General features: G+C 53.7%; 30 protein-coding genes and 1 riboswitch. Of the genes, 14 read left to right on the top strand and 16 right to left on the bottom strand.

The window, feature by feature from the left end; translation table 11 throughout:
- Positions 1 to 2 precede the first annotated feature (2 nt).
- From pduS to pduA, 16 genes are read right to left on the bottom strand one after another with little or no spacing between them, the layout of a single operon-like run.
- On the bottom strand, positions 3 to 1358 hold the full coding sequence (gene pduS / locus HVZ39_RS09915) for a cobalamin reductase PduS (RefSeq protein ID WP_181633554.1): 1356 nt from the start codon (positions 1356 to 1358) through the stop codon (positions 3 to 5).
- Complete coding sequence (locus HVZ39_RS09920) at positions 1355 to 2467, bottom strand: 1-propanol dehydrogenase PduQ (protein WP_053389619.1); 1113 nt, start codon at positions 2465 to 2467, stop codon at positions 1355 to 1357. The genes pduS and HVZ39_RS09920 overlap by 4 nt, the downstream gene beginning before the upstream one ends.
- A 10-nt stretch (positions 2468 to 2477) precedes the next feature.
- Positions 2478 to 3863 (bottom strand): CoA-acylating propionaldehyde dehydrogenase PduP, encoded by a 1386-nt coding sequence (gene pduP / locus HVZ39_RS09925; RefSeq protein ID WP_047357934.1) that lies wholly within the window; start codon positions 3861 to 3863, stop codon positions 2478 to 2480.
- Positions 3860 to 4867 (bottom strand): two-domain cob(I)yrinic acid a,c-diamide adenosyltransferase PduO, encoded by a 1008-nt coding sequence (gene pduO / locus HVZ39_RS09930; protein WP_181633555.1) that lies wholly within the window; start codon positions 4865 to 4867, stop codon positions 3860 to 3862. Before pduO ends, pduP begins: the two co-directional genes overlap by 4 nt.
- Positions 4868 to 4875: 8 nt before the next feature.
- Positions 4876 to 5151: a EutN/CcmL family microcompartment protein gene (locus tag HVZ39_RS09935; RefSeq protein ID WP_046275687.1), complete on the bottom strand. Its 276-nt coding sequence runs from the start codon at positions 5149 to 5151 to the stop codon at positions 4876 to 4878.
- Between the two features lie 3 nt (positions 5152 to 5154).
- Positions 5155 to 5646 (bottom strand): microcompartment protein PduM, encoded by a 492-nt coding sequence (gene pduM / locus HVZ39_RS09940; RefSeq protein ID WP_181633556.1) that lies wholly within the window; start codon positions 5644 to 5646, stop codon positions 5155 to 5157.
- Positions 5643 to 6275: a phosphate propanoyltransferase gene (locus HVZ39_RS09945; RefSeq protein ID WP_181633557.1), complete on the bottom strand. Its 633-nt coding sequence runs from the start codon at positions 6273 to 6275 to the stop codon at positions 5643 to 5645. Before HVZ39_RS09945 ends, pduM begins: the two co-directional genes overlap by 4 nt.
- The gene (locus HVZ39_RS09950; RefSeq protein WP_181633558.1) at positions 6275 to 6739 is read right to left on the bottom strand and encodes a BMC domain-containing protein; all 465 of its coding nucleotides are present in this window, start codon (positions 6737 to 6739) and stop codon (positions 6275 to 6277) included. The genes HVZ39_RS09945 and HVZ39_RS09950 overlap by 1 nt, the downstream gene beginning before the upstream one ends.
- A 24-nt stretch (positions 6740 to 6763) precedes the next feature.
- Entirely contained in the window at positions 6764 to 7039 is a 276-nt protein-coding gene (gene pduJ, locus HVZ39_RS09955; RefSeq protein WP_001057752.1) for a propanediol utilization microcompartment protein PduJ, read from the bottom strand.
- Between the two features lie 19 nt (positions 7040 to 7058).
- Positions 7059 to 7409, bottom strand: coding sequence for a glycerol dehydratase reactivase beta/small subunit family protein (locus tag HVZ39_RS09960; protein ID WP_046275690.1), 351 nt, complete (start codon positions 7407 to 7409; stop codon positions 7059 to 7061).
- Positions 7399 to 9231 carry a diol dehydratase reactivase subunit alpha gene (locus tag HVZ39_RS09965; RefSeq protein ID WP_019077098.1) on the bottom strand — a complete coding sequence of 611 codons (1833 nt, stop codon included), beginning with the start codon at positions 9229 to 9231 and terminating at the stop codon, positions 7399 to 7401. Before HVZ39_RS09965 ends, HVZ39_RS09960 begins: the two co-directional genes overlap by 11 nt.
- Before the next feature lie 15 nt (positions 9232 to 9246).
- A complete protein-coding gene (gene pduE, locus HVZ39_RS09970; RefSeq protein WP_049040279.1) occupies positions 9247 to 9765 on the bottom strand; it encodes a propanediol dehydratase small subunit PduE in 519 nt (172 codons plus the stop codon).
- 14 nt (positions 9766 to 9779) lie between these two features.
- Positions 9780 to 10454 carry a propanediol dehydratase medium subunit PduD gene (pduD, locus tag HVZ39_RS09975; RefSeq protein WP_003844241.1) on the bottom strand — a complete coding sequence of 225 codons (675 nt, stop codon included), beginning with the start codon at positions 10452 to 10454 and terminating at the stop codon, positions 9780 to 9782.
- Between the two features lie 10 nt (positions 10455 to 10464).
- Positions 10465 to 12129, bottom strand: a complete 1665-nt coding sequence (pduC, locus tag HVZ39_RS09980) for a propanediol dehydratase large subunit PduC (protein ID WP_003030249.1) — start codon at positions 12127 to 12129, stop codon at positions 10465 to 10467.
- An 18-nt stretch (positions 12130 to 12147) separates the two neighbouring features.
- Complete coding sequence (gene pduB / locus HVZ39_RS09985; protein ID WP_016153528.1) at positions 12148 to 12960, bottom strand: propanediol utilization microcompartment protein PduB; 813 nt, start codon at positions 12958 to 12960, stop codon at positions 12148 to 12150.
- Complete coding sequence (pduA, locus tag HVZ39_RS09990) at positions 12960 to 13241, bottom strand: propanediol utilization microcompartment protein PduA (protein ID WP_003030255.1); 282 nt, start codon at positions 13239 to 13241, stop codon at positions 12960 to 12962. Before pduA ends, pduB begins: the two co-directional genes overlap by 1 nt.
- Positions 13242 to 13766: 525 nt before the next feature.
- Between pduA and pduF the strand changes: the two genes are divergently transcribed.
- The 14 genes from pduF to HVZ39_RS10055 all read left to right on the top strand — a co-directional run bounded on the left by pduF (position 13767) and on the right by HVZ39_RS10055 (position 26063).
- Complete coding sequence (gene pduF / locus HVZ39_RS09995) at positions 13767 to 14576, top strand: propanediol diffusion facilitator PduF (protein WP_046275692.1); 810 nt, start codon at positions 13767 to 13769, stop codon at positions 14574 to 14576.
- 68 nt (positions 14577 to 14644) lie between these two features.
- Positions 14645 to 15625: an IS5-like element ISKpn26 family transposase gene (locus HVZ39_RS10000; protein WP_000019450.1), complete on the top strand. Its 981-nt coding sequence runs from the start codon at positions 14645 to 14647 to the stop codon at positions 15623 to 15625.
- Positions 15607 to 15801 (top strand): hypothetical protein, encoded by a 195-nt coding sequence (locus tag HVZ39_RS26825; protein ID WP_346011483.1) that lies wholly within the window; start codon positions 15607 to 15609, stop codon positions 15799 to 15801. Before HVZ39_RS10000 ends, HVZ39_RS26825 begins: the two co-directional genes overlap by 19 nt.
- Positions 15802 to 15977: 176 nt before the next feature.
- Positions 15978 to 16889, top strand: a complete 912-nt coding sequence (pocR, locus tag HVZ39_RS10005) for a regulatory protein PocR (RefSeq protein WP_016153526.1) — start codon at positions 15978 to 15980, stop codon at positions 16887 to 16889.
- Between the two features lie 332 nt (positions 16890 to 17221).
- A riboswitch (cobalamin riboswitch) is annotated at positions 17222 to 17397 on the top strand.
- An 87-nt stretch (positions 17398 to 17484) separates the two neighbouring features.
- Positions 17485 to 18864 (top strand): cobyrinate a,c-diamide synthase, encoded by a 1380-nt coding sequence (locus tag HVZ39_RS10010; RefSeq protein ID WP_181633559.1) that lies wholly within the window; start codon positions 17485 to 17487, stop codon positions 18862 to 18864.
- Positions 18861 to 19820: an adenosylcobinamide-phosphate synthase CbiB gene (gene cbiB, locus HVZ39_RS10015; protein WP_047357938.1), complete on the top strand. Its 960-nt coding sequence runs from the start codon at positions 18861 to 18863 to the stop codon at positions 19818 to 19820. Before HVZ39_RS10010 ends, cbiB begins: the two co-directional genes overlap by 4 nt.
- A 10-nt stretch (positions 19821 to 19830) precedes the next feature.
- Entirely contained in the window at positions 19831 to 20463 is a 633-nt protein-coding gene (locus HVZ39_RS10020; protein WP_008785140.1) for a cobalt-precorrin-8 methylmutase, read from the top strand.
- Complete coding sequence (cbiD, locus tag HVZ39_RS10025; RefSeq protein ID WP_016153523.1) at positions 20460 to 21596, top strand: cobalt-precorrin-5B (C(1))-methyltransferase CbiD; 1137 nt, start codon at positions 20460 to 20462, stop codon at positions 21594 to 21596. The genes HVZ39_RS10020 and cbiD overlap by 4 nt, the downstream gene beginning before the upstream one ends.
- A complete protein-coding gene (locus HVZ39_RS10030) occupies positions 21590 to 22195 on the top strand; it encodes a cobalt-precorrin-7 (C(5))-methyltransferase (protein WP_019077093.1) in 606 nt (201 codons plus the stop codon). Before cbiD ends, HVZ39_RS10030 begins: the two co-directional genes overlap by 7 nt.
- Entirely contained in the window at positions 22185 to 22754 is a 570-nt protein-coding gene (locus HVZ39_RS10035) for a decarboxylating cobalt-precorrin-6B (C(15))-methyltransferase (protein WP_016153521.1), read from the top strand. Before HVZ39_RS10030 ends, HVZ39_RS10035 begins: the two co-directional genes overlap by 11 nt.
- Positions 22747 to 23520 carry a cobalt-precorrin-4 methyltransferase gene (locus HVZ39_RS10040; protein ID WP_003030275.1) on the top strand — a complete coding sequence of 258 codons (774 nt, stop codon included), beginning with the start codon at positions 22747 to 22749 and terminating at the stop codon, positions 23518 to 23520. The genes HVZ39_RS10035 and HVZ39_RS10040 overlap by 8 nt, the downstream gene beginning before the upstream one ends.
- On the top strand, positions 23501 to 24556 hold the full coding sequence (cbiG, locus tag HVZ39_RS10045) for a cobalt-precorrin 5A hydrolase (RefSeq protein ID WP_016153520.1): 1056 nt from the start codon (positions 23501 to 23503) through the stop codon (positions 24554 to 24556). The genes HVZ39_RS10040 and cbiG overlap by 20 nt, the downstream gene beginning before the upstream one ends.
- Positions 24556 to 25281 carry a precorrin-3B C(17)-methyltransferase gene (locus HVZ39_RS10050; RefSeq protein ID WP_003030278.1) on the top strand — a complete coding sequence of 242 codons (726 nt, stop codon included), beginning with the start codon at positions 24556 to 24558 and terminating at the stop codon, positions 25279 to 25281. Before cbiG ends, HVZ39_RS10050 begins: the two co-directional genes overlap by 1 nt.
- Positions 25278 to 26063, top strand: coding sequence for a cobalt-precorrin-6A reductase (locus tag HVZ39_RS10055; RefSeq protein ID WP_016156865.1), 786 nt, complete (start codon positions 25278 to 25280; stop codon positions 26061 to 26063). The genes HVZ39_RS10050 and HVZ39_RS10055 overlap by 4 nt, the downstream gene beginning before the upstream one ends.
- Positions 26064 to 26073: the final 10 nt, after the last annotated feature.

Consider the following 26073-nt stretch of genomic DNA (forward strand, 5'->3'; position numbering starts at 1 on the left):
GATTAACCTCTTATTACCGTGATGGATTGCTCAGTAATTTCGCTGACAATACCGTCAATACTGGCGTGGACAGGTGCGCCTAATGCACCGGACGGCACATCGGCAACGCATTGACCGCGAACAACGTGTTCGCCCTGCTGTACACATGGGATGGCGCTGGCACCAATATGCTGGCGTAGCAACAGCGTCGTTTTATCCGTGGGATAATCAGTCTCAGTCAGTGGCGCATCGTGATACCAGTCGCTAAGGCCCAGTTTGGTAATAAGGCGCTTCACCGGAATAAGCCGATACTTCGCCATTTCATCCTCAGGATTTAACGGCCCTTCATAACGATGGTTGAGCGCCCGTAGCTCGCGTTTAAGCATGCGGTTGATTCGCATCGGTGAAATCCCAACCGGACAGGCTACGCTTTCACATACATTGCATTCTGAACAGGTCAGGGCTGTGAGCAGTAACTGCGGTGTGGCCGTCTGCTGATAATTAACCGCGCGAACCAGCAGGTGCGGCGATAATTCATGGCCGATCAAATGTCTTGGGCACAAATCCGTACACAGACGACACTGCTCGCAAACGGTTTTTGCGACGGAAAGCACGGTGCGTTCATCCTGCATCCGCCGCTGAATCAACGCATGAGACTTTGGTAAAACCAGCAGTCCCCCGGTGGTCTTGCTGACTGGGGTATCCAGTGAGGTAATCAGGCCGCCCATCATCGGACCACCGTTAATAAAACCGGGATCGTCAACGGTAGCACCACCTGCCAACGCCAGAACCTCACGTAAAGACATTCCGATAGGGACGGTCATAGTGATTGGTCTGGCGACCGCGCCGTTAACGGTCAGGGTACGACGCGTAACCGGGTATTGCTGCTCAACGGCTCTGGCGATGTTGAGTACAGTCTGGACGTTATTGACCACCACGCCGACGCTGACCGGCAGCGCGGCAGGCGGAACTCTCCGGCCCGTTGCCATCCAGATGGTCAAAACCTCGTCACCAGCCGGGTAGACATCAGGCAAAATATGTAAGCGGATCCCGGCAGGCAGAAGGGGCGTTAACGCATTGATAGCCTTTTGATATTTCTCTTTGAGCGCAATAATACCGGCCCTGGCCCCGGTAGCCGTCATGGCATATTGAACGCCACGGATAAGTCGCTCAGCCTGAACGGCCATCAATTGCTGGTCAACTTTCAGCATCGGTTCACATTCAGCCGCATTGACCAGAAACGTATCGACCTGCGCCTGTAATTTTACGTGAGCAGGAAAGCCTGCGCCTCCGGCCCCGACAACACCCGCTGCGCGAACGCGTTCGCGAATTGTCTGCGCATCATAAAGCGTGGACTCTGCCGTCATGGCTGTCTTCATAATAATTCCTCAAGCAGTTCCTGCATGGCGCTGGCGTCGGCAACACGAGGATTGGTTTGCAGCGTGACATCAGCCAGCGCGGCCTGAACCATCGACGGTATACGTTGTGACCAGGCTTGCTTTCCGTCTTTAAGCGCGTCAGCAAAAGAAGGTAACGCACACTGTTTTTTGAGTAGCTCTATATGACGAATTAGCGCATTCAGTGCCGCCGTATCGTTCGCGTTATCCGGGCATAGGTGGCAGGCTTTAGCGAAACGGGCATAGCGCTTCGCAGCCCGAGGATCGCGGGCATTAAAATGAATGACATGGGTCAGCAGCAGCGCATTGGCAAGTCCGTGGGGCAGATGAAACTGGCCGCCCAACTGATGGGCAATCGCATGATTGATACCCAGACCAGCCTGACTGAATGCCATTCCCGCGAGTGTTGACGCGTTGTGCATTTTTCCTCTGGTTGCCAGGCAGTCGCCTTTGCTGACGGCGACAGGCAGGTACTGGAAGACAATTTGTGCCGCTTTTTCAGCCAGCGCATCGGTGAAGTCGCTGGCTTTCGTGGACACGTAAGCCTCCAGCGCATGCGTTAATACGTCCATGCCGGTATTCGCTGTTATGGCTGGTGGAACGCTGACGACCAGCGTCGGATCAAGGATGGCCATGTCCGGATAAAGCGCATTATTAAATAATGGATACTTAATGCCTTTATCCGGATCGCTAATCACGCAGGCGCTGGTTACCTCCGATCCCGTGCCGCTGGTGGTGGGAATTGCAACGCAGGTTTCAATCTCAATACCGAACTGTCGGCTGAACCAGACGATGGCTTTTGCGGCGTCCAGTGCAGAGCCACCGCCAAAACCAATGACGACGTCCGGTCGTAGGGACTGCATTTGCGCAATCCCTTGTACTACCGTGTTAATGGTGGGATCGGGGGTGATATCGCTGAAAATGCTGATGCGGTTATCCGCTGGCAGCGCGTCGCGCAGCTTTTCAATCAGGGGAGAACGCGCGAGAAAACCATCGCAGATAATCCAGATATGCTTATTCGTGAAGCGCTTAAGCACATCCAGGCTTCCCTGGCCGCTGTACAATCGAGTTTGCAGTGAAAAGCTTTTCATAACGGCCCCATTAGCGAATAGAAAAACCGTTTGTCAGCACGCAACGACGAGAGCGTGCGAAAGTGCGCGCAGATGTCGTTCCTTCGCCGGTCGGCGTTGCGATGGTGAAGGTGGTAAAGCCTTCACCACCAACGCCAATCCCAGCATAAGAGGGGCCATTTTTCACAAAAATGGAGGTCTGAAGCGTGCGCGCGGCAAGGTTCAGACGTGACACATTTTGCGAATGCATAATGGCGGTGTGATGCAATCCCTCTTCAACCTTCAGGGCCAACGTTAACGCGCTGTCAAAATCGCTCACCGTTACGATGGGGAGCATTGGCATCAGTTGCTCGCTGGTAACCCATGGGTCGTCAGCCTTGACGATACCTATCAGTAATCGAGGTGCTTTTGCCGGAACCGGTATTCCCGCGGCTTCCAGTAAGGTTGCCGGGCTTTTCCCTACCAGTTGTTTATTGGCTATTCCTTCTGGTAGACAAACTGCGCGCAGTTTGTCTACCTCTTCGCTATTGAGTCGCATCGCGCCAAAAGACTGCATTTGTTGAACCAGTCGTTCGGCAACGGCATCAACAACAATGAGGCTCTTCTCAGCAATGCAGGGGAGGTTGTAATCAAAGGATGCGCCATTGATGATATCTTCCGCCGCCTTAACCAGGTCGGCTGTTTCATCAACAATGCAGGGAGGATTGCCTGCGCCTGCGCCAATGACTTTTTTCCCGCTTTTCATGCCCATAGCAACAATGCCTGGACCACCGGTAATCGCCAGAACTGCGATTTTAGGGTGCGCCATCATCTGCTGGGTAGCCTCAAAAGTGGGTTCTGTGACCGTGACGACAAGATTCCGAATCCCGCAGCAGCGAAAAGCAATATCTTCAATCATGGTAATCAGCTTCAGTGAGACCGCTTTTGCACCTGGATGTGGGCTAAAATAAACGCTATTTCCCGCAGCCAGCATACTGATGCTGTTGTTAATAATGGTTTCCGTCGGGTTGGTGCTGGGGGCGACGGAACCAATCACGCCAAAGGGTGAATACTCGAATAACACCATGCCGCCGTCGCCGGTAAGCGCCGTGGTGGTGAGATCTTCGATGCCCGGGGTATTGTCCAACGCAGCTTTATTTTTAAGGAACTTATCCTCTTTGTTGCCCATTCCCGTTTCGGCAGCGCTTTCAGCAGCCAATGAAGCAAGGTGAGGCGTCAGCTCTTCTCGCAGGGCGTTAATGATGGCGCTGCGGGTTTTCAATGGACATTGCTGATAACGCAGAAAAGCCTGATGAGCGGCATCGATCGCTTCGCTAACGGACGGAAAAATTCCATTACCCTTAACTTCTGCTTTTGCCGGGGCAAGTTGCTCACTCAAAATGTTACGAATAAGGGTTTCAAGTTCTGAAGTGTTCATTGATGTATTCTCACGTTAATTGCCGCAATGGCAGTTTCTGCAATGTCCATATCCTGCTCAACGCTTCCCCCGCTGATGCCAAGACCCCCAAGGAGTAACCCCTCACGCCATAATGCGTACCCGCCACCGAAGGTGACGACTTTTCCCTGCATATGGCTTTCCAGACCGTAAAGCGCGGCGCCTGGCTGCACTTCCGATGTCAGCTCGTGCGTGGCGGTTTTCATTGCCACGGCGGTCCAGGCTTTTTTCGGTGCCAGTTCGCTACTGACGAGTAATGCGTCAGGCATGCGCCAGGTCACCGTTTGGGTCCCATTCGCATCAACAATGCTGATGACGACCGGAACCTGAAGTTCTTCTGCTCTCGTTACCGCAGCGCGAGTGAGTTGGTGGAGTTCCTGAAAAGACAGAGACATAGCCGGCTCCCTGGTGGCTGATGTACGGATGGCTGCGAGATAACGCTCCGCCACTTTCTGAATAATGTTGTTTTGATGGGCGTCATGATCTTCTGCTCGTGCAAGCGCATATAAGCAGTCGGAGAGGCGATTGATATAACGCATCAGCACGTGTCTGACGGAAATCTCGGTGGAGAGTTCGACCAGTCGCCTCTCTGCGCGGCGGGCCAGCGTGCGGGCAAAGTGCAGACGGCTGGCGGCTTCGCTGCGGCCAGGTAAAATAAAGCTGCGTAGGGGGGGCACTCTCCCCATCGCGGTATCAATGGCGGCTTCCAGCGCGGCAATTTCTTCTGAGCTGATGTAGCGCTGCTCTGGCGCTGGCTGTTCGCTTTCGCTTGCCAGCTCGGCGCTGAACCAAAAAAGCTGCAGTTGAATGTTTTCGAGTAACTGGCGGTGCAGCGGGTTTTTCGCTGCGCAAACACACAGGCTAAGCGCCGCATTAAGTTCGTCCAGTGTACCGTAAGCCTCGACGCGCGGGTGCGTTTTGCTCACGCGTTGCCCGGTAAAGAGGGCCGTTGTGCCAGCATCGCCAGTGCGGGTATAAATCGCCATAGTTCCTCCTAACGAGAAAGCGTGTCGACAATGCCGACGATAGCCAGATCGATGGCCTCATTAGGGCCGGAAAAAACGTGTCTGGCGCTGGAGCCACTGCTGAGTAATACCAGTTCTCCAGTTCCAGCGCCGACAGAATCAACCGCGACTTCATCTCCACTCACAGGGGACGCGGGAAGCTCTCCGTCCACACTCACCCGACGTACCAGCAACAGTTTCTTCCCCACCAGTGATGGGGATTTTTGCGTGGAAACCACAACGCCTGTAACCCGTGCCAGATGCATAGCTCACTCCTGCTTAATTAATTGGACATTTCGCGTACCGACGGCGTCCTGAGCCAGAGCCGTCACGACACATCGACGACGTAGCACCAGAACGCCCCCCTTCAGTTGGGCGACGTCGGCATAGCTGAGAAGTTTGTCAGGATGCAAAACGATGATTCGCCCCAGCTCGTCACTGAACTCCAGAGGCAGACGCGCAAGTTTTCTAACGGGGATTGCGGGTAACAATCGGTGTTGTAGTGAAATTTTCACGCGGACTCCGCATGCCAGCGCTTCGTGGATCGTTACCACCGATATGTTGTCTGCGCAGCCCTCGGCAATTTGCTCCAGCAATGGCAGGTCCGCCTGCAGGAGGTGGAGCGACGAGTACTGGCAGCACAATGTCCGTAGTTCGATTTCCCGTAACTGCGCGACGCTAAGCGAGAGCGTGCTTTCCGCGCGTTTTTTTAATCGGGAAACAACCTCCTCGATAATGCGTTGCAGCAGTTCGTTGTTCATCGTGGGCTCACCAGTGTGGCAAATGCCTGCGGATTATCTGCGCCCGCAGCATTGGCTTCGTCGGTATCGATATGCATCTCAAGGCGCATATCCGGCGAAACGCGTACGGCGACGTTATCGAAAATCAGTCGACGTTCATCGCCATTAATGGCAACAGAGACTTTATCGCCATGGGAAACGCGCAGGATTAGGGCATCGAGCGGCGACATATGGATATGGCGTTGGGCGACGATTACCCCGGATGCTAAGTCCAGTTCAGCAAATTGACTGATAAGGCGAACGCCAGGCGTGCCCTCGATACTGCCTGACATCCGTAGTGGAGCAGCAATTCCCAACGTACGAGCGTCGGTACGAGAAATTTCGACCTGACTGGTGCTACGCAGTGGGCCGAGTAAGCGCACATTTTTTAACTGACCTTTTGGTCCCACCAGCGTGACGGTCTGGTCTGCTGCATATTGTCCGGGCTGCAGCAGCTCTTTTTTCTCACTAATAGGGTGATTGGGAAACAAGCGGTCGTAATCTTCAGCGCATAGATGAATATGACGATTAGAGATCCCTAGCGGAATAGGGCGCTCACGCATTTCATCCAGAACTTTGGTGACCGTTGTCTCCAGTTGCTGTTTATCCATCACGCTTCACCTCGTTTGCCTGAGTGCAGACAAAGAGAGCGCGGCTCGCCCTTTTGACGGGGGCAGGCAGGGTCAAGACACAGATTGCAGCTAATCAACTCTGCATCTTGCGGCGCTTCGGGCGCTGCATGGTCCTCAGTCATCTCTTCATGTGGTACGACCGGTGTCGGGGCGGGCGTTGGCTCAGACTCCGGGGTGACGCTATGTGACAGAATGCCATCCCCTGGTCTGGATATGACTTTGTTAGCCACCAGTCCATCTCGCTGGTCAGCGAAACTGACACCGGTGGAAATGGCCGCCTGGACGGAGGCCACATCCCCGATTATCTTGATCACCATCCAGCCTGAACCGTTGGTTTTTTCGAGGCCCACCAGCGTGATGGAGGCGGCTTTCGCCATGACGTCCGCGCAACTGATGGCTAATGCCAGACCACTAACTTCAAGTAATCCCAGTGATTGCTTCACGCTGTGCTCCTTGGTTGCAACGACTTATGCGGATTTAGGTAAAATGGCTTCAACGTCGCTGTGCGGACGCGGGATAACGTGGCAGGATTTCACCTCGCCAACGGCGCTTGCTGCGGCGCTTCCTGCATCTACGGCAGCTTTCACTGCGCCGACATCGCCGCGAACCATAACGGTGATAAGGCCTGAGCCGATTTTTTCGTAACCAACCAACTGCACGTTTGCGGATTTCACCATGGCATCAGCGGCTTCAATAGCGCCGACGAGCCCTTTTGTTTCAACCAGTCCCAGTGCGTTATTCATACTGCTTTTCTCCTGTGGGTTATGAGTGGCATTCCCGAAACGGAATGCCTTTAACCAGCCGCGCAGCGTTATTACCAATGCTGCGTCGGGCATGGTTATCTTGTTGATACGTCAGCGTAAATAGTGGCGCTGATGTGGGTAAGTTTTTATAGTGCACGACCAGTTTTTCGCGACTACAGCCAATGCCAACCAGCAGCGGCGAGTGGCAAGCCGCCAGCCATGCGTTGTGGATAACGTCAGTTGACGGGCTCTCCTGAATCACAAAGGGGATCCCTTCTTCTTCAATACCCAGCAGCACATCACTCCAGACGTCAGTGCATCCAGCAGTGGCGAAGATAACGATGGCTGGCGTGGTGAGATTACTTTCCATGAGCGAATGCCTTGTACCAGGAGAGAATCAGCCCTGTCGCGACCGCGTTGCGCGGACCTTCGGTACCACGAATGTTGCCGCGCCCGGCAACCAGGCGATAGTGTGCCAGCGCATCGGTGACCAGTTGCGGAACTTCAAAGTCCAGGGATGAGCCGCCAACCAGCACCACAAAGGGAATATCCCGAATGTTCCCGGTCGGACTCACCTGACGTAGCGCTCTGAGTGCGTTGGTGACGAAAACGCGTTCCTTAGCGCTGCGGCGAATGGCCCGGACTTTCTCCAGCGCCAGTTCGCCTGGCAGTGGCACCAGTTCATCGGGTTTTACTACGCATACGCGGGCAAAAACCGTTGGCGGGAGAGGTGTAGGGAAGAACTGGACGCTGCCATCTTCGTGGCGAAGATGGAACAAGCTCTCGACTTTCGCCAGCGGGTACTTTTTGATCTCTTCAGCGAGATAACGGTCTTCCAGCCCCAGTTCACGGGCAATAATCATCGTGACCATATCGCCCGCACCCGCCAGGTGCGTGGCAATAATTTCGCCTTTCGGGTTGATGATGGAGGCATCGGTCGATCCTGCACCGAGGTCCAGAATAGCCAGTGGCCGCGTCGTGCCGGGGGTGGTTAAGGCCCCCAGAATGGCCGCTTCGGCTTCGGCGCCGCCAACCTGGACGTCAATGTTGAGCTTTTGCGTGATTTCCTGAGCAATCATCGCCATTTGCAGGCGGTCTGATTTCACCATGGAAGCAATGCCGACAGCTTGTTCCAGCGAGAACTCACCGGCTAGCCCGCCGGTCACGCTGACGGGAACCGAGGTATCGACTGCCAGCAGGTCCTGAATAAAAATTTCGTGGCTGGGTTTGTTGGTTAATTCAGCCATTGTCTGGCGCACATGCTCCAGCATGCCGCCAATATTGGTGCCAGCCTCTCCGGTGACGTTATCCAGCTTCGGGCATTCGCCAACCGCTTTCATAATCGCTTCAGCGCCAGCTGCAACGTCGACCCGTACGGTACGACCCTGTGACTGTAGCTCCAGATTTCCGGCAGGAATGGCTCGTGCTTTCACATCACCTGATGGCGTTTTCACGACCACGGCAGAACGGTTGCCGATAAGCGCCCGCGCCATCGGGACAATGTTTTTAGTCTCGTCGGCGTTGAGGCCAAAAACGGTCGCAATCCCGTAAGGGTTAGAAAGCGTTTCAATGACTTTTCCTGGAATTGCGACCTCAATGGCAGCCAGCATACCTAGCGGGATGCGGTCGATATGAAGGACTTCATCGACGATAGGCAAGGGGTGGGTCAGACGATTACTGACCAATACGCCATCGTCCTGCTGCAAAATAACGCCAGTTAACTGGTATCCGGCGCGGACGGAGGCATTAATCATCGTGGCGACATCGGCGAAATCAAAGGCCGATGAAACCACCAGAATATAGGGCGTATCCGCCGGACGGCTGAGCAGGTCTTCCGGCGTAATAGTGACGCCAACGCCTAATCCGACGCCGCCCGGCGTTTTAGGGTTATGGCCGATCATGGTGGATTCAGTGATGATGGTTTCGGTTATCGTTTCCATCGCGACGTCGCCAATGACCGGGGTGGCTTCGTTAATACGGATTAGCGAAATATCGCTGACATTGATACCAGCGTTTTTTGCTGCCAGCGAAAGTGCCTCCTGAATACCAAACACATTACGTAATGTGCCTTTAATTCCGGTGGTTTCTGCCAGCGCGCTGCCGGTGATGCTAAGTGCGCCAGACTCATCGAGGGTAGCCAGAGCGACTTCCGTTGATGAGTTGCCTATGTCAATGCCAGCTATATATCGCATGATCCTGTCCCTGAGTTAGTCGTCGCCTTTGAGTTTTTTACGCTCAACGTACAGCGCTGCCGCTTCACGAACGAAAGCTGCACAGATCTTTGCCTGATAACGATTTTCGAGATCGTCGGCGATGGCCATCAGCTCATCTTTCGTTGAGCGGTATGGGCGTAGCGCGTTGTAGATCTCAAGAATGCGATCGTCAGGTACAGCGGTTAGCTCAGCTGCACGCTCGAAGTTCATCGCCAGTCTGTCACGTCCGGCATCTTTGGCGATTTCCGCCTGAAGGCGCAGCGTTTCAGGGGTGATGCGCATGTCCTGCGCCGTCACTTTGTTGCTCAGAACATTTTCGAGCGTGAAGTCATCCAGAGTTTTGTTGGTTGCGGTTTTTACCCACTCAGGATGTTTATTCGCGAGAGGGTAATCCGTGACTTTCGCGGTATGTGCTGATGAACTCGCCGCGACCGGCGTCGCGGGCTCGCCTTGCAGGCTGTTCATCCGGCTCAGCACATCCCGAACCATCGATTCAATTGCGTCGGTATTCATGGAGTTATCCTTTATCAAAGCGCCACGCGCAGTTCCTGCGGGTTTTTGCCCGTCACGACGTATTTGGTCTCTTTAATGTGCAGAATGGCCGATTTCGCCTGGTACTTAGGACGAGCCATCTGGTCATTCAGAGTAGGGACCGGTTGCGGAGATTCACGCTTGGCATAACGCGCGGCGTTTTTACCGATCTGACGATAGGTTTCCAGCGTCAGAAGCGGTGCCTGAGGGAACAGCTCCAGGTTAGAAAGCGGCGGTAACCCCTGCTGGTGGATAACCGTGGTGCCTTTTGACTGGATGCCGATAGAGATCCCGGAACCGCTCAGACGGTTACCTTCCACGGCGACAAATGCCACATCGGAGGATTTAAAGCAGCGGATAACGCGCGCTTTAATGCCTTCTTCTTCAATACCCGCAATCACTTCGCGCAAGATGTTCTTATGCGGGATCCCTACGATATTGACGGTTTGCGACAGTCCAAACGCGGGACCTACGGCAATAATCACTTCGTCTTGCTGCTGGCCTTGTTTGGCTTCGCCAATCTCGGTCAGAAAGCTGTCGCCCTGCGCCGCTGCAGCCTGTGGTGCGCTAGCCGCTGTCGATGCGCGGAATGAGACGGGTTTGTCGCTGGTTTGCATTTCAGACAGTACGTCTTCAATTATCTGGCGCAGCAGCTTTTCATTGATTTCCATTTTTCACCCCTTAGCCAAGCTCGTTGGGATCAAGTGCGCCAGGGATGTTTTTGATCTCTTCCCAGCGTTCGCCTTGTAGGCGATAACCTGTTGCCGGACCGGCATAGTCATTGACGTCATTTACTGCGGATAGCACCTGTCCGTCGCCAACGATAATGGCGGAGGTATGCAGATAATCCCCGGTTAACTTGGCTTTCTGGATGTTGAGCATGTCCTGAGCGACATCGGTAAACCCGCCCTGAGCAAGGGCTTTCACCACTTCCAGACCGTTACGGTTTTTATTGATGATCTCTTGCGCAAACTTGATATCTTCAACGATGTTTCGCTCCGGCATATCTTTCGAACCGTGGGCGTAAGTCGCCGCTTCCACTTCTTCATCAGTGATTGGCGGTAATCCCATCCCGGCAAAGACGGCCTGCAGTGCACGTGCCGCTTTATTACGAATGGCGATAACGTCTTCTTCACGAACCGGACGCAGACCCCCATCTACCTTGAGGTCTCGCTGGAGAACGTTGTAGTCGTCAAAATCTTCGGCATCCTCGTTCGAACCCGCAAACATGTTGTCGTAGTTCGGCACAGCGGAATAACCGGAAGAGATGAAGTCAGTACCCGGCAGGAACTGCATCAGCAGGCGGGCAGTACGACGCATATCCGAGTGGGTAAAGGTTTGGTCGTTGCTGGAGGCACACTCCAGATCCAGGGAGGAACAGATCAGGTTTTCAGCTAACACCGCACGAATGCCTGACGGCACAGCGGAAGGCACGCCGATGCAGCTTACTGAACCATTTTGTAAACCCTGTACGCCAGCGGCTTTGGTGATGTAAATACAGCGGGCTTCAAGGTAAAGCATCGATTTACCTTCGGCGTAACCCATCTGAACTTCTGAGCCAGAACCGGAGGTAAAGCGCATTTTCAGACCGCGTGAGGCGTAGGAAGAGGCGAGGAAACCTTTCGACCATGGCGTGTCATCGCCGTCGGTAAAGACGGGTTCAGTACCATAGACAGAGATGGTTTCCGCGTAACAGGTGTGGCCTAACATACCGAGTTTAAGTTCGGTCGCTTCTTCCAGCGAGCACTGGGTTAATACGCCAGGGCGCCCAACCTGTGAGCCGACTAACAGCGCAATGGCGTTAAAGGGTGCATAACGCGCAACGGCAACCGTCGTTTCCTGTTCGTCAAATCCGCGCCAGGCGCCTTCAGCCGCATCAGCGGCAATCTGCACCGGATTATCTTTAACGTTAGTGACGTGCGCCTGCTGAGACGGTGTACGACGAGCACGCATTTTCTGCATGGCCATCATCATCTCAACGACGTTCATATGGGACACCACTTCGACAATTTTTGCCGGGGTCATTGCGGTGGTCAGCGGCACAATGTCTTTGCGCTTCACGTTAGGGTCGCAAAGCATATTGGCAAGTTTTACTGAGTCCATCGCCATGACTTCTTCAGCGCGCGCCAGGTTAATGCCATAGCGGGCAATGAAATGGTCAATTAAGTCAAATTCACTGGCGGATTTGCCGTCCAGTTCTGTGACTGTACCGTTGACGATTTTAATCGACGGTTTAGGGTCGTTCGGGCTTTCCATCGCAATGAAGCCTTCTTCGATCCACTCCTTAACGAAGCCATCCTGATTCACAGGGCGCTTCGCCAGTGCTTCAAATCTTTTCGATCTCATGAATCAGCCTCACTGATATCAGATGTAGGACGGACGATCGTTTTTCGGTTCTGAGCCGAGGGTCCCGAGTACGGTTTTACCGATTTCGCGGGCGGAGATAACGGCCTGACGCACAGCGCCGGAATCGCCTGAAATGACCAGAATGGCTTCGTTACTGAAGCTGGTGCCATGGGCTGGGGAGCTGTAGGCCACTACTTCCACGTTGGCGGATTTCAGCGCAGTATCAGCCATCAGGACACCAACGGATGCCGGGGCGCCGACGATCACGCCACAGGCACGGCCAATCGGTGCACCAAAGGCTTTTTCCAGCGCGTAGCTGGCGCGTGCGGTGTATTGCATTTCGATGTGACCGGCTTCGTTGGCGTAAACATCGCCAAAGGTGCGATCCAGTTCTTTCAGCGCAACCTCAATTCCGCGTTTCACGTCGGAAACATCGTTGCCGCCGAGAATAATCAGCGAACCGTGACCCGCGCCGCCTTTGGTATCACGTGGCAACTCAATACTGACGACTTCAGTATTGGTGGCTTTTACCGCTTCATCTGCGGCCATGATGTGCGGGCCTGCACCAGTACGCGCGCCAAGGATGCCAATGGAGCGATACCGTTTTTCAAGTTTCATTGCGTCCAGTAGGGCGCTGTCCACGTTGGCGATTACCAGACCGACGGTGTCGCCAATCGCAGTACCGACAAACTCCGTTAAACTGCAGCTTTTCTCTGCCATAGCCGTTTCTCGTGTTGGAGGATTATTTTCAGGGATAGCCTGCTGTTCCGGCGTTGCCACGCGAGCAATCACCTGCGCCATGATCTGATCAACCAGCTCATTGCTGCTCATTAGCTAATTCCCTTCGGTAAGATTTTTTCTACATCGGTGTGAGGGCGTGGGATGACGTGTACGGCTTTCACTTCTCCCACATTACGTGCTGCGGCGGCACCTGCATCTGTTGCTGCTTTGACTGCGCCAACATCGCCGCGGACAATGACTGTTACCAGCCCCGAACCAATTTTTTCGTAGCCGACCAGCATTACATTGGCTGACTTCACCATTGCATCTGCGGCCTCTATGGCTGCAGTCAAGCCTTTGGTTTCTACCATTCCTAACGCTTCTTGTTGCATAAAGACCTCGCCTGGGTTGTCCCGATGTTCATGACTATAAAAAGAAGCGAGGAAAAAGAATGGCTGACTTGAAATTGAGAGTGAAAAAATAATAGAGGTAAGGTGATATAAAATTGCTATTAATTATTTTAACTTGTTGTTTTTAATGGTTATATTAAATCTCGTTGATATGATTATTTAGTTATGTCAGTTCCACATTTACACTTTTTCTGGTGACATTATAAATATCATTTGCTATGCGAAAAAAATGAAATTGTGATGGTGGTTTGAAAACAGATTTCTGCTAATAGCAATATTTTATTGTTTTGAAAATGTCCGTGTAATACGCGAAATCCCGATTGTCTCTAATGTTTTAATAAAGTGCGTAGCAAGAATTTGCTATTGCCCCACGATTTTAAAGGGCAAGCTATCCGCAGAATGCCAACAATTTGCTGATACGGCCTTTTATAGTAAGCCTCGAAGTATTCTACTTGCCAGTAAGGAGTCCGCTGGTAAAGACACGAACTCTGCTTAGAAGGTGTCACAATGAACGATTCACTAAAAGCGCAATGCATTGCTGAGTTTTTGGGTACCGGGCTGTTTTTGTTTTTTGGTATTGGCTGCCTGAGCGCTCTGAAAGTCGCAGGTGCCAGCCTGGGATTGTGGGAAATCTGCATCATTTGGGGGCTGGGGATCTCGCTTGCAGTCTACCTGACGGCCGGGATTTCTGGCGCGCATCTCAACCCTGCTATCACCATCGCACTGTGGCTGTTTGCCTGTTTTCCGGGGCGCAAAGTTTTACCTTACACTGTGGCGCAGGTCGCGGGGGCCTTTGGTGGCGCTTTGCTGGCTTATTTGCTCTACGGCAGTCTGTTTACCGAGTATGAGTCGGCCCACCAGATGGTGCGCGGCAGTCTGGAAAGCCTGCACCTTGCCAGTATTTTTAGTACTTATCCTGCGGCGGCGCTCAGCGTCTGGCAGGCAGCGTTGGTCGAAGTGGTGATTACCTCCATTCTTATGGGGATGATCATGGCGCTGACTGACGACGGTAACGGCGTTCCTAAAGGTCCGTTGGCACCATTGCTGATTGGTATTCTGGTTGCTGTTATCGGCGCATCCACCGGTCCGCTCACCGGATTTGCGATGAATCCGGCGCGTGATTTTGGCCCTAAATTGTTTACCTGGATGGCCGGGTGGGGAGATGTTGCGATGACCGGTGGGCGTGATATCCCTTATTTCATTGTACCGATTGTGGCCCCTATCATCGGCGCGTGCGCGGGTGCAGCAATTTATCGTTATTTGATTGGCAAAAATTTACCGTGTAATACGTGTAAGCTGGACGAAAATGAGAGCTAGGGAAGGTGCGAACAAGTTCCTGATATGAGATCATCATATTCATCCGGAGCGCATCCCAGAGGGACATCATGAGCCATCAACTCACCTTCGCCGATAGTGAATTCAGCACTAAGCGCCGTCAGACCCGAAAAGAGATTTTCCTCTCCCGCATGGAGCAGATTCTGCCATGGCAGAATATGACCGCTGTCATCGAGCCGTTTTATCCCAAGGCGGGCAATGGCCGACGGCCCTATCCGCTGGAGACCATGCTGCGTATTCACTGCATGCAGCATTGGTACAACCTGAGCGACGGTGCCATGGAAGATGCCCTGTACGAAATCGCCTCCATGCGCCTGTTTGCCCGATTATCCCTGGATAGCGCCCTGCCGGATCGCACCACCATCATGAATTTCCGCCACCTGCTCGAGCAGCATCAACTGGCCCGTCAATTGTTCAAGACCATCAATCGCTGGCTGGCCGAAGCAGGCGTCATGATGACCCAAGGCACTTTGGTGGATGCCACCATCATTGAGGCACCCAGCTCTACCAAGAACAAAGAGCAGCAACGCGATCCGGAGATGCATCAGACCAAGAAAGGCAATCAGTGGCACTTTGGCATGAAGGCCCACATTGGTGTCGATGCCAAGAGTGGCCTGACCCACAGCCTAGTCACCACCGCGGCCAACGAGCATGACCTCAATCAGCTGGGTAATCTGCTTCATGGAGAGGAGCAATTTGTCTCAGCCGATGCCGGCTACCAAGGAGCGCCACAGCGCGAGGAGCTGGCCGAGGTGGATGTGGACTGGCTGATCGCCGAGCGTCCCGGCAGGGTAAAAACCTTGAAGCAGCATCCGCGCAAGAACAAAACGGCCATCAACATCGAATACATGAAAGCCAGCATCCGTGCCAGGGTGGAGCACCCGTTTCGCATCATCAAGCGGCAGTTCGGCTTCGTGAAAGCCAGATACAAGGGGCTGCTGAAAAACGATAACCAACTGGCGATGTTATTCACCCTGGCCAACCTGTTTCGGGTGGACCAAATGATACGTCAGTGGGAGAGATCTCAGTAAAAACCGGAAATAACGCCAGAAATGGTGGAAAAAATAGCCTAAATAGGCTGATTCGATGTGTTTGCGGGAAAAAAATCGGCCCAGATCCGCGAAATTTTAATCAGCGAGTCAGCTTGGGAAGAAATGACCTGCTTATTCGCACCTTCCCTAGCTTCACAGAAGAAGTTTATTTTTGAAAAGTAAAAACTGTTTTCGTGATCCGGTATCCTGAACTGCCCAAAAAGTCTCCCAAGAATGGGAGACTTTTGTTATGTTCAATTACGACTTTCATCAATGCTCAGGATGGCAGGGTGAAAATGAATGTGAATAATATGTTTTATTTATAACAATAAATTAACTGAGAGGTTTTATCATGATTTCTGCGAGTGCCCTGAACTCAGAACTCATTAATAAAATCGCACAGGATTTTGCGCAGGCCACCAGTCTGGCCGTTGTGGTTGTCAATATTCACGGTGATGAAATTTCTGAGCTTTTTAATTTCACCCCTTTTTGCCAGTTGATGCGTCAGCATCCTCAGCACAGTACCCGTTGTCGTATGAGCGATCGCTGTGGAGGGCTGGAAGCCTCTAAATCCGATCAACCCTGCATCTATCGCTGTCACGCCGGACTTACCGACTTCTCAATTCCGCTGGTCATTGCGGGGCACCTGGTAGGGTTTGTGCTTTGTGGCCAGGTACGCTTAAGTAACGATGTTGGTTTGGTTGATATTCTGAATGTAGATGACCGCTGGCAAGCCGATCCCGAACTGGTCAACGAGTTTCGTAATGTACCGGAAATGGACTATTCGCGAGTCATCGCCTCAGCGGATCTGCTGAAGCTCATCGTAGAAAATTGCCTTAAGAAACAACTTAATTTTGTGGTTATCAAAGATAACCCGCAGCAGTCAGAGCCGGTACGCGCTAACCGCAGCACCAATCCTCATGACAGCAAAATGAAAAAAGCACTGCGTTATATTGATGCGCATTTATCAGACGAATTGCGTCTGGAGGATGTCGCCTCTCATGTTTACCTTAGCCCTTACTATTTCAGCAAATTGTTCAAAAAATATCATGGTATCGGTTTTAACGCATGGGTAAACCAGCAGCGAATGGCCAGTGCAAAAGAGCTGCTTTGCCACAGTGACTGGAGCATAGCCAGCATTGCGCGTAATTTAGGATTTTCGCAAACCAGTTATTTTTGCAAAGTTTTTCGTCAAACGTATCAGGTCACGCCGCAGGCATTTCGCCAGCAAATAAATGTCATTTCACGTGGCGAGTCCGCTTAAATAGCAATATTTTGCTATTGCCGATTTTTGATATAGGGCGCTATGCCAGTCATTATAAAATGAAAAGTAGCGACAGCAGTCAATAAATTGTCATAGCGCAACAAAATAATAGTATTAGAGGGATAAACTGCACCAGTTTTTATTTTTGTGATGAGATACAGTGTCTCTGTGAATGACTTTCTTTATTCTTTGTTGGCACTTTCATTCAGAATGCGAGCATATGAATAAGTGGTTTTAGGCCAGGTAATTGGTTGAATGAACCCGGCAAGATATTAAATTGAATTATTGTCATGAGGTCGTGAATTTACCTCATAACAGAGAGCTTAATTAATCAGGCTCTTGAACTGACAGGTTTGCCACATTTGTGGTAGGGAAGGGGGTGAGAATCCCCCGCAGCCCCCGCTGCTGTGATGCTGACGACCCCGTATTGACCACTGATCGCAAGATTGGGAAGGACGGGTGAGGATGACGCTAAGCCAGAAGACCTGCCTGTCAGTGACTACCAACAACTTCGGTGGGAAGGGGGTGGTTCAGATGCATACAGTCGAGAGACTGGGTATCTTTACACCCCTACCACCCTGAACAGGATCAGGGTATGGCGGCCAATTTTCACGCTTTTGTTCTTGCAGGTACCGGAAGCGGCTGTGGTAAAACCACGGTGACGCTGGGCTTGTTGAGCTTGTTGAAAAAACGCGGTTTACGCGTCCAGCCTTGCAAAGTAGGCCCCGATTACCTTGATACCGGCTGGCATACCGCGGTATGCGGCACTGCTTCCCGCAATCTTGATAGCTTCATGCTTCCCGTCCCCACCCTGAATGCTTTATTTCGCGAGCACATGCAACATGCGGATATCGCCGTTATTGAAGGCGTTATGGGGTTGTATGACGGATACGGCACCGACCCAAACTACTGCAGCACCGCCGCGATGGCCAAACAGTTAGGCTGTCCGGTTATCCTACTGGTTGATGGCAAAGCCGTTTCCACCTCGATCGCCGCGACGGTAATGGGGTTTCAGCATTTTGATCCAACCCTGAATATTGCCGGCGTTATTGTTAACCGGGTTAACAGCGAAACGCATTACCAGCTCCTGAAAGTGGCGATTGAGCGTTACTGCGCTGTACCCGTATTAGGCTACGTTCCCCGTATGGAAGGCGTTGCGCTCCCTGAGCGTCATCTGGGGTTAGTTACCGCGCGTGAGTCGGTTATCAACCAGCAGCCGTGGCAGGCGTTTGCCGCGACGCTGGAGCAAACCCTTGATATCGACGCGCTGCTGAGATTAAGCCAGTTAGACACGCTTCCTGCTGGTGAATGGCCAGCGCTGCCCGCCGCAGACGCCGGGGCAGGGCTAACGCTTGCCATCGCCGATGACGAAGCGTTCAATTTCTACTACCCGGACAACATTACGCTACTGGAGCGCACGGGGCTTAAGATTGTCCGTTTTAGCCCGTTGCACGACACCTGTTTACCCGACTGTCAGATGATCTGGCTGGGGGGTGGATATCCTGAGTTACATGCTGCGGCGTTGGCCCGTAATGTTGCAATGCTTAACCAACTGCGGGCGGCGCACCAGCAGGGTGTCGCGATTTATGCCGAGTGCGGGGGGCTGATGTATCTCGGCAGTTCGCTGGAAGACAGCCAGGGTGATACCTGGCTGATGGCGGATATCATTCCCGGTCACAGCAAAATGGGAAAACGTCTGACCCGATTTGGCTACTGCGAAGCGCAGGCCGCGCAGCAGACGTTGTTAGCTGCAGAAGGCGAAGTGCTGCGCGGACATGAATTCCACTACTCCGATTTTACCCCTGAAACCTCCGCGGTGATGAACTGTCGCAAAGTGCGCGATGGCAAAACGCTGCAAGCCTGGTCCGGCGGCTGGCAGGTGGGAAATACCTTTGCCAGCTATCTACACGTTCATTTTGCTCAACGTCCGCAGATGCTTAACCACTGGCTGGCAGCCGCGAGGAGCGCACTATGACCATCCTCGCGTGGTGTGTTGCCTGGCTGCTTGATTTTATCATCGGCGATCCGCAGAACTGGCCGCATCCGGTGCGCTGGATTGGCAATCTGATTTCTGCAGTGCAGCGAGTTGTTCGGCGTTACTGCCATAGCGACCGTGCGCTACGCATCGGTGGCGCGGTGATGTGGATTGTGGTGGTTGGGCTGACCTGGGCTGTGTCCTGGGGAGTACTGGCGCTGGCGCACTCTATTCATCCCTGGCTTGGTTGGGTGGTTGAGGTCTGGATGATCTTTACCGTGCTGGCCGGGCGCTGCCTGGCAAACGCCGCGCAGGATGTCGAGCGTCCGCTACGTGCCGGTAACCTTGCTGCAAGTCGGGAAAAGCTGTCATGGATTGTAGGACGTGATACCTCGCAATTACAGCCACAGCAGATCAATCGCGGCGTAGTGGAAACCGTGGCTGAGAACACCGTTGATGGCATCATCGCGCCGCTGTTCTTCTTGCTCCTCGGCGGTGCGCCTCTGGCGATGGCCTACAAAGCGGTAAACACCCTTGACTCCATGGTGGGCTACAAACATGAAAAATACCGCGCTATCGGTATGGTCAGCGCTCGTCTGGACGATGTCGCAAATTATATTCCCGCGAGACTAAGTTGGCTGCTGCTGGGCGCAGCGGCATTTTTATGTCGCCAGGACGGCGCGCGTGCTTTGCAGATTGGCTGGCGCGATCGCTACAACCACAGCAGCCCCAACTGTGCGTGGTCAGAAGCGTCCGTTGCCGGGGCATTAGGAATTCGTCTGGGTGGTCCTAATGACTACTTTGGCGAGCGCGTTGAGAAACCGTGGATCGGTGATGCACAACGCGACATTTCGGTAGACGACATTTCCCATACGATTCGATTGATGTGGGTGGCATCGATGCTGGCACTGGCGCTGTTTATTGCGCTGCGGTGGCTGCTGGTCGGTGTGGCCTGAGGACAACACAATGCAATATATCCAGCAACCCCAGGCGATTGAGGCCAAAAGTTTCGACATTATTGGCGAGATCATCCGTGAAACCCGCCCGGACTATCAGTTTGCCAGCCCGTTACATGAAGCCATTATCAAGCGGGTTATTCACACGACAGCGGATTTCGACTGGCTGGACATTCTGTGGTTTTCCAGTGATGTGCTGGAGCAGTTCTGTGCGGCGCTTAGCCGTTCGAGCGTGATTTATACCGATACCACTATGGCCCTTTCCGGGATTAATAAAACGCTGCTGGCAAAATTCGGTGGCGAATGCCGCTGCTACATCAGCGACCCGCGGGTCGTGCGGACGGCAAAAGAGCAGGGCATTACCCGGTCAATGGCGGCCGTTGACATTGCGGTGAAGGAAGAGGGTGAAAAGCTGTTTGTGTTTGGCAACGCGCCGACAGCGCTGTTCCGCCTGCTTGAGCATGATGTGGCCGTCAGTGGTGTCGTTGGCGTACCGGTTGGGTTCGTCGGTGCCGAAGAGTCGAAAGATGCACTGACCCAAAGCAATCTACCCGCCATTGCTGCGTTAGGTCGTAAAGGGGGAAGTAACGTCGCCGCCGCGATCGTCAACGCCATGCTTTATCACATGCAGGGGGCGCGATGAGCGAGTCCTTCGATACGCCTGTGTGGCACAACGGTAAAGCGCTGCGTAAAGGATATACCACGGGATCGTGCGCGACGGCGGCGGCAAAAGTGGCGGCGCTGATGGTATTGCGCCAACACCTGATCCATCAGGTTTCTATCGTGACGCCATCAGGTGTGACGCTGTGTCTGAACGTAGAGTCACCGCATATCGAAGGACAGCAGGCGATAGCCGCCATCCGCAAAGACGGTGGCGATGATGTGGATGCCACTCACGGCATGCTGATTTTTGCCCGCGTGACGTTAAACGATAGCAAAGAGATAACCCTTCAGGGCGGGGAAGGCGTTGGCACGGTAACCCGCAAAGGGATCGGCCTGCCGGTGGGCAGTTCGGCGATTAATCGCACACCTCGCCAGACCATTGAGTCTGCGGTTCGTGAGGCGATTGGTCCGAATCGTGGGGCGCAAATTGAAATTTTCGCGCCGGAAGGCGAAGAGCGGGCGCAAAAAACCTACAACTCCCGCCTTGGCATTCTGGGCGGCATTTCGATCATTGGTACGACTGGGATCGTCACGCCGATGTCAGAAGAAAGCTGGAAACGTTCACTGTCGCTGGAGCTGGAAATTAAGCGAGCGGCGGGGCTGGAGCGTGTCGTACTGGTGCCAGGAAACCACGGCGAACGTTTTGTGCGTGAGCAGATGGGGATCGACACCCAGGTTGTGGTCACTATGAGCAATTTTGTCGGCTACATGATTGAAGAAGCCGTACGTCTGGGGTTCCGACAAATTGTGCTGGTGGGACACCCTGGTAAGCTCGTCAAAATTGCGGCGGGGATCTTTCATACCCACAGCCATATTGCCGATGCTCGCATGGAAACGCTGGTGGCCCACCTCGCGTTACTGGGTGCGCCGCTGGAACTGCTCACGCTGGTCAGCGACTGCGATACCACCGAGGCGGCGATGGAACACATAGAAGCATACGGTTTTCAGCACATTTACAACCATCTGGCTAAGCGCATCTGTATGCGCGTCCTGCAAACGTTGCGCTTTACCAAAAATCCCCCGACCTGTGACGCCATCATGTTCTCTTTTGATAATCAGGTGCTTGGAAGTAATCGCCCGGTCGCAGAGATTGCTGAGGAGATGCAATGTTAACCGTTGTAGGGATGGGGCCAGCCGGTTTGCATTTGATGACGCCTGCTGCGCGCGAAGCGGTCGCAACGGCTGATGTTCTGGTCGGTGGAAAGCGGCATTTGCAGCAATTCCCGGATTTTACCGGTGAACAGTTTGTTCTCGGCGCCAATATTCTCGAACTTTTGAACTGGATTTGCGCGCACCAGGAGCAACGCGTTGTGGTGCTGGCATCTGGCGATCCGCTGTTTTACGGCATCGGGACGCGCATGGTGGCGCATTTTGGTATTGAAAATGTGCGCATTATTCCCGGTATTAGCGCGGTGCAGTACCTGTGTGCGCAGTCCGGTATTGATATGAACGATATGTGGCTGACCAGTAGCCATGGTCGCAGCGTCTGTTTCGATGAACTGGCGCGACATAACAAGGTGGCGATGGTGACAGATGCGCAGTGCGGCCCGCGTGAAATTGCGCAGCAGCTCATTGCACGAGGCAAGGGACATCGCTGGATGGTGATTGGCGAAAACCTGGCAATGGAAAACGAACGGATCCATTTCCTGCCTGTGAACGAAGTTAACGCCGACTATGACATGAATGCAGTGGTGATCCTTGATGAAAGATGAGCTGTTTTTACGTGGAGAGAAAGTGCCGATGACCAAAGAAGCGGTACGTGCACTTGCCCTCTCAAAACTTGAATTACACCGCGCCAGTCACCTGATTGATATTGGCGCGGGAACCGGCAGCGTGTCGATAGAAGCCGCGCTGCAATACCCTGGATTGCGCGTGACGGCAATCGAGCGTAACCCGGCGGCGCTCAGGTTATTGGATGAAAACCGCCAGCATTTTGCCTGTGCAAACATCGACATTTTTCCCGGTGTTGCGCCGATGACCATCGCTGAAAAAGCCGATGCTATTTTCATGGGCGGCAGCGGTGGCCATTTGACTGAACTGATTGACTGGTCAATGCGTCAATTGCATCCCGCAGGGCGGCTGGTGATGACATTCATCCTCCAGGAAAACCTCAACACCGCGCTGGCACATCTGGACCATCTTGGCGTACCGGGAGTGGATTGCCTGCAGCTACAGGTTTCCTCGCTTACCACGCTTGGCAGTGGTCACTATTTCAAACCGAATAACCCCGTATTTGTTATCGCCTGTCAGAAGGAAGGAAACCATGTCTGAGATTTTTGATCCCCGTAGCGTGTGGTTTGTTGGCGCAGGTCCTGGCGATCGCGAGCTGATTACCCTCAAAGGTTACCGGTTGCTACAGCAGGCGCAGGTTGTTATCTACGCCGGATCGCTGATTAACACCGAACTGCTGGAATATTGTCCTGCTGGTGCTGAATGCCACGACAGCGCTGAACTGCATCTGGAGCAGATCCTTGATCTGATGGAAGCCGGAGTGAAAGCGGGTAAGACCGTGGTGCGTCTGCAAACCGGCGATGTTTCGCTGTACGGTTCCGTGCGCGAGCAGGGCGAGGAACTGACCAAACGCGGGATTGACTGGCAGGTTGTGCCCGGCGTCAGCGCATTCCTTGGCGCGGCGGCGGAGTTGGGCGTTGAGTATACCGTGCCTGAGGTCTCACAGAGCCTGATCATTACCCGCCTGGAAGGACGCACGCCGGTGCCGGAGCGCGAACAGCTAGAGTCATTTGCCAGTCACCAGACATCTATGGCGATTTATCTGTCCGTTCAGCGTATTCATCGTGTGGCCGAGCGTTTGATTGAAGGCGGTTATCCGGCGACCACGCCCGTGGCGGTGATCTACAAGGCAACCTGGCCGGAAAGCCAGACTGTGCGCGGTACCCTGGCGGATATTGGCGACAAGGTTCGTGATGCGGGCATCCGTAAAACGGCCCTTATTCTGGTCGGTAATTTCCTGGGCTCGGAGTATCACTACTCCAAACTCTATGCGGCGGACTTTAGCCATGAATACCGTAAAGCCTGAGTCAATTGCGCTTTTTTGCCTGACCCCGGGAGGCGTTACGCTGGCAAAACGTCTGGCGGCCATGCTGCCGGTCACCTGTTTTACCAGTGAAAAGCTGCTGGAGGAGGGATTCATTCCTTTCGAAAACGGCTTTGCGAATACCGCCCGCGAAGCGTTTGCGAATTACTCGGCGCTGATTTTTATCGGTGCGACCGGCATTGCGGTGCGCGTGCTGGCCCCGCTGGTCAACGATAAATTTTGCGATCCGGCGGTGGTGGTCATTGATGAACGCGCCCAGCATGTCATCAGCCTGCTCTCCGGTCACGCGGGCGGTGCCAATGCGCTGGCGCGGTATCTGGCGGGCATGTTGGGCGCCGATCCGGTGATCACCACGGCGACGGATGTCAACGATATGGCGGCACTGGATACGCTGGCATTTCAACTGAATGCCCGGATGAGTGATTTCCGTTCGGCGGTGAAGATCGTTAATCAGATGCTGGTCAGTAATAAGCGGGTTGGGCTGTGGTGGGATGATGAACTGACGCAGGATGTCAGTCATTGCGACCGGCGCGGATTTATCACGGTAACCGATCTCAATCAGCTTCCTGAACTGGATGCGCTGGTGTGTATCACCTTACGCACCAATTTGCCCGATCTGCCTGTTCCGCATTGGAAGCTGGTGCCGCAGCGTGTTGTGGCCGGAATTGGTTGTCGTCGTGACACGCCGTTCCCGTTGCTGGCCGCGCTGCTTGCCAGGCAACTCGAAGCCCAGCAGCTCGATCCGCTGGCGCTTAAAGCGATTGGCAGTATCACGCTGAAAAAAGATGAACAGGGACTTATCCAACTGGCTTCGTGCTGTCGCGTTCCTTTCGAAACCTTTACTGCTGACGCGCTGCGTGAGCATGAACACCGTTTTCCGGCCTCATCGTTTGTTCGCAAAACGGTGGGTACAGGAAGCGTTTCCGGTCCTGCAGCCTGGCTGCTGAGCCACGGAAAACTGTTAGGCGAGACCCTGCGAGAACAGGGCGTCACTATCACTTTGGGAGTTTCACACTGATGTTAAGCGTAATTGGAATTGGCCCTGGCTCGCAGGCAATGATGACCATGGAAGCCGTTGAAGCATTGCAGGCAGCGGAAATCATCGTTGGCTATAAAACCTACACCCACCTGGTAAAAGCGTTCACTGGCGACAAGCAGGTGATCAAAACCGGGATGTGCAAAGAAATTGAACGCTGCCAGGCGGCGATCGAACTGGCGCAGGCAGGTCACAATGTGGCGCTGATCAGCAGCGGTGATGCAGGGATTTACGGTATGGCCGGGCTGGTGCTTGAGCTTGTCAGCAAGCAAAAGCTGGACGTTGAGGTCAGGCTGATCCCAGGAATGACGGCCAGCATTGCCGCTGCCTCTTTGCTGGGTGCGCCGTTGATGCACGACTTCTGCCACATCAGCTTGAGCGATCTGTTAACTCCGTGGCCAGTTATCGAAAAACGCATAGTGGCTGCCGGCGAAGCAGACTTTGTAATCTGTTTCTACAACCCGCGCAGTCGGGGTCGCGAAGGACATCTGGCGCGCGCATTTGAGCTGCTTTCTGCCAGCAAGAGCGCGCAAACGCCGGTGGGTATTGTGAAGTCAGCCGGACGTAAAAAACAGGAAAAATGGTTGACCACCCTGGGTGAAATGGACTTTGAACCGGTTGATATGACCAGCCTTGTGATCGTTGGCAACAAAACAACCTATGTTCAGGACGGCCTGATGATCACGCCACGAGGTTATGTGCTGTGAATTACGGTGATGTGTTGGTCATGGGCGGTACCAGCGATGCGCGCATGCTGTGCCAGCAACTGGACGCAGCCAATGTGGCCTACACCCTGTCAGTTGCGACTCCAACGGGGAAGCAGCTGGCGGGAGATATCAAAGGTCAGGTGCGCTGCGGGCGTCTGGAGCGCGAACAAATGATTGCCTGGCTACAGGAAAATCGGACGCGCTGGGTGATAGACGCCTCGCATCCTTATGCCGAGGTGGTGAGCCGCAACATCATGAACGCCTGCGAAGCGGCGGGGGTACTGCTGAGCCGCTATCAGCGTCCTGAGCAGTTGAGCGGTTTAACCCATCCGCAGCTTTATACCGTACAGAGTATTCAGCAAGCCTGCGAGGTTGCGCGCCGCTTCGGTGACCGCGTGCTGCTGACGACCGGCAGTAAAGATCTGGCTATCTGGCGCGAAGGGTTGCCTGAAAAAACGCTGCTGGCGCGCGTCCTGCCTGTACCCGAGGTTATTCAGCAATGCGCGGACCTGGGATTTGGCGTCGGTGAGATTTTTGCATTGTGCGGGCCGTTTAGCGCCGAGTTCAACGCTGCGTTTTATCGCCAGTGTCAGGCTGATGTGGTGATCACTAAGGCATCCGGTGCGGAAGGTGGTTATCAGGAAAAAGTTCAACCCTGTCTGGATGCTGGTATCCCCTGCATCGTGATTACACGTCCGGCACCGTTGGTGACGGGAGAAGAGTTACTGGAAAGTCAGGCCGCCTTTGGGGCGCGTTTAACGCGCTGGCTGGCCGCTGCTTAAGGAGTTAGAG

The organism is Citrobacter sp. RHB35-C21, from assembly GCF_013816515.1.
Classification (GTDB): Bacteria; Pseudomonadota; Gammaproteobacteria; order Enterobacterales; family Enterobacteriaceae; genus Citrobacter; species Citrobacter braakii.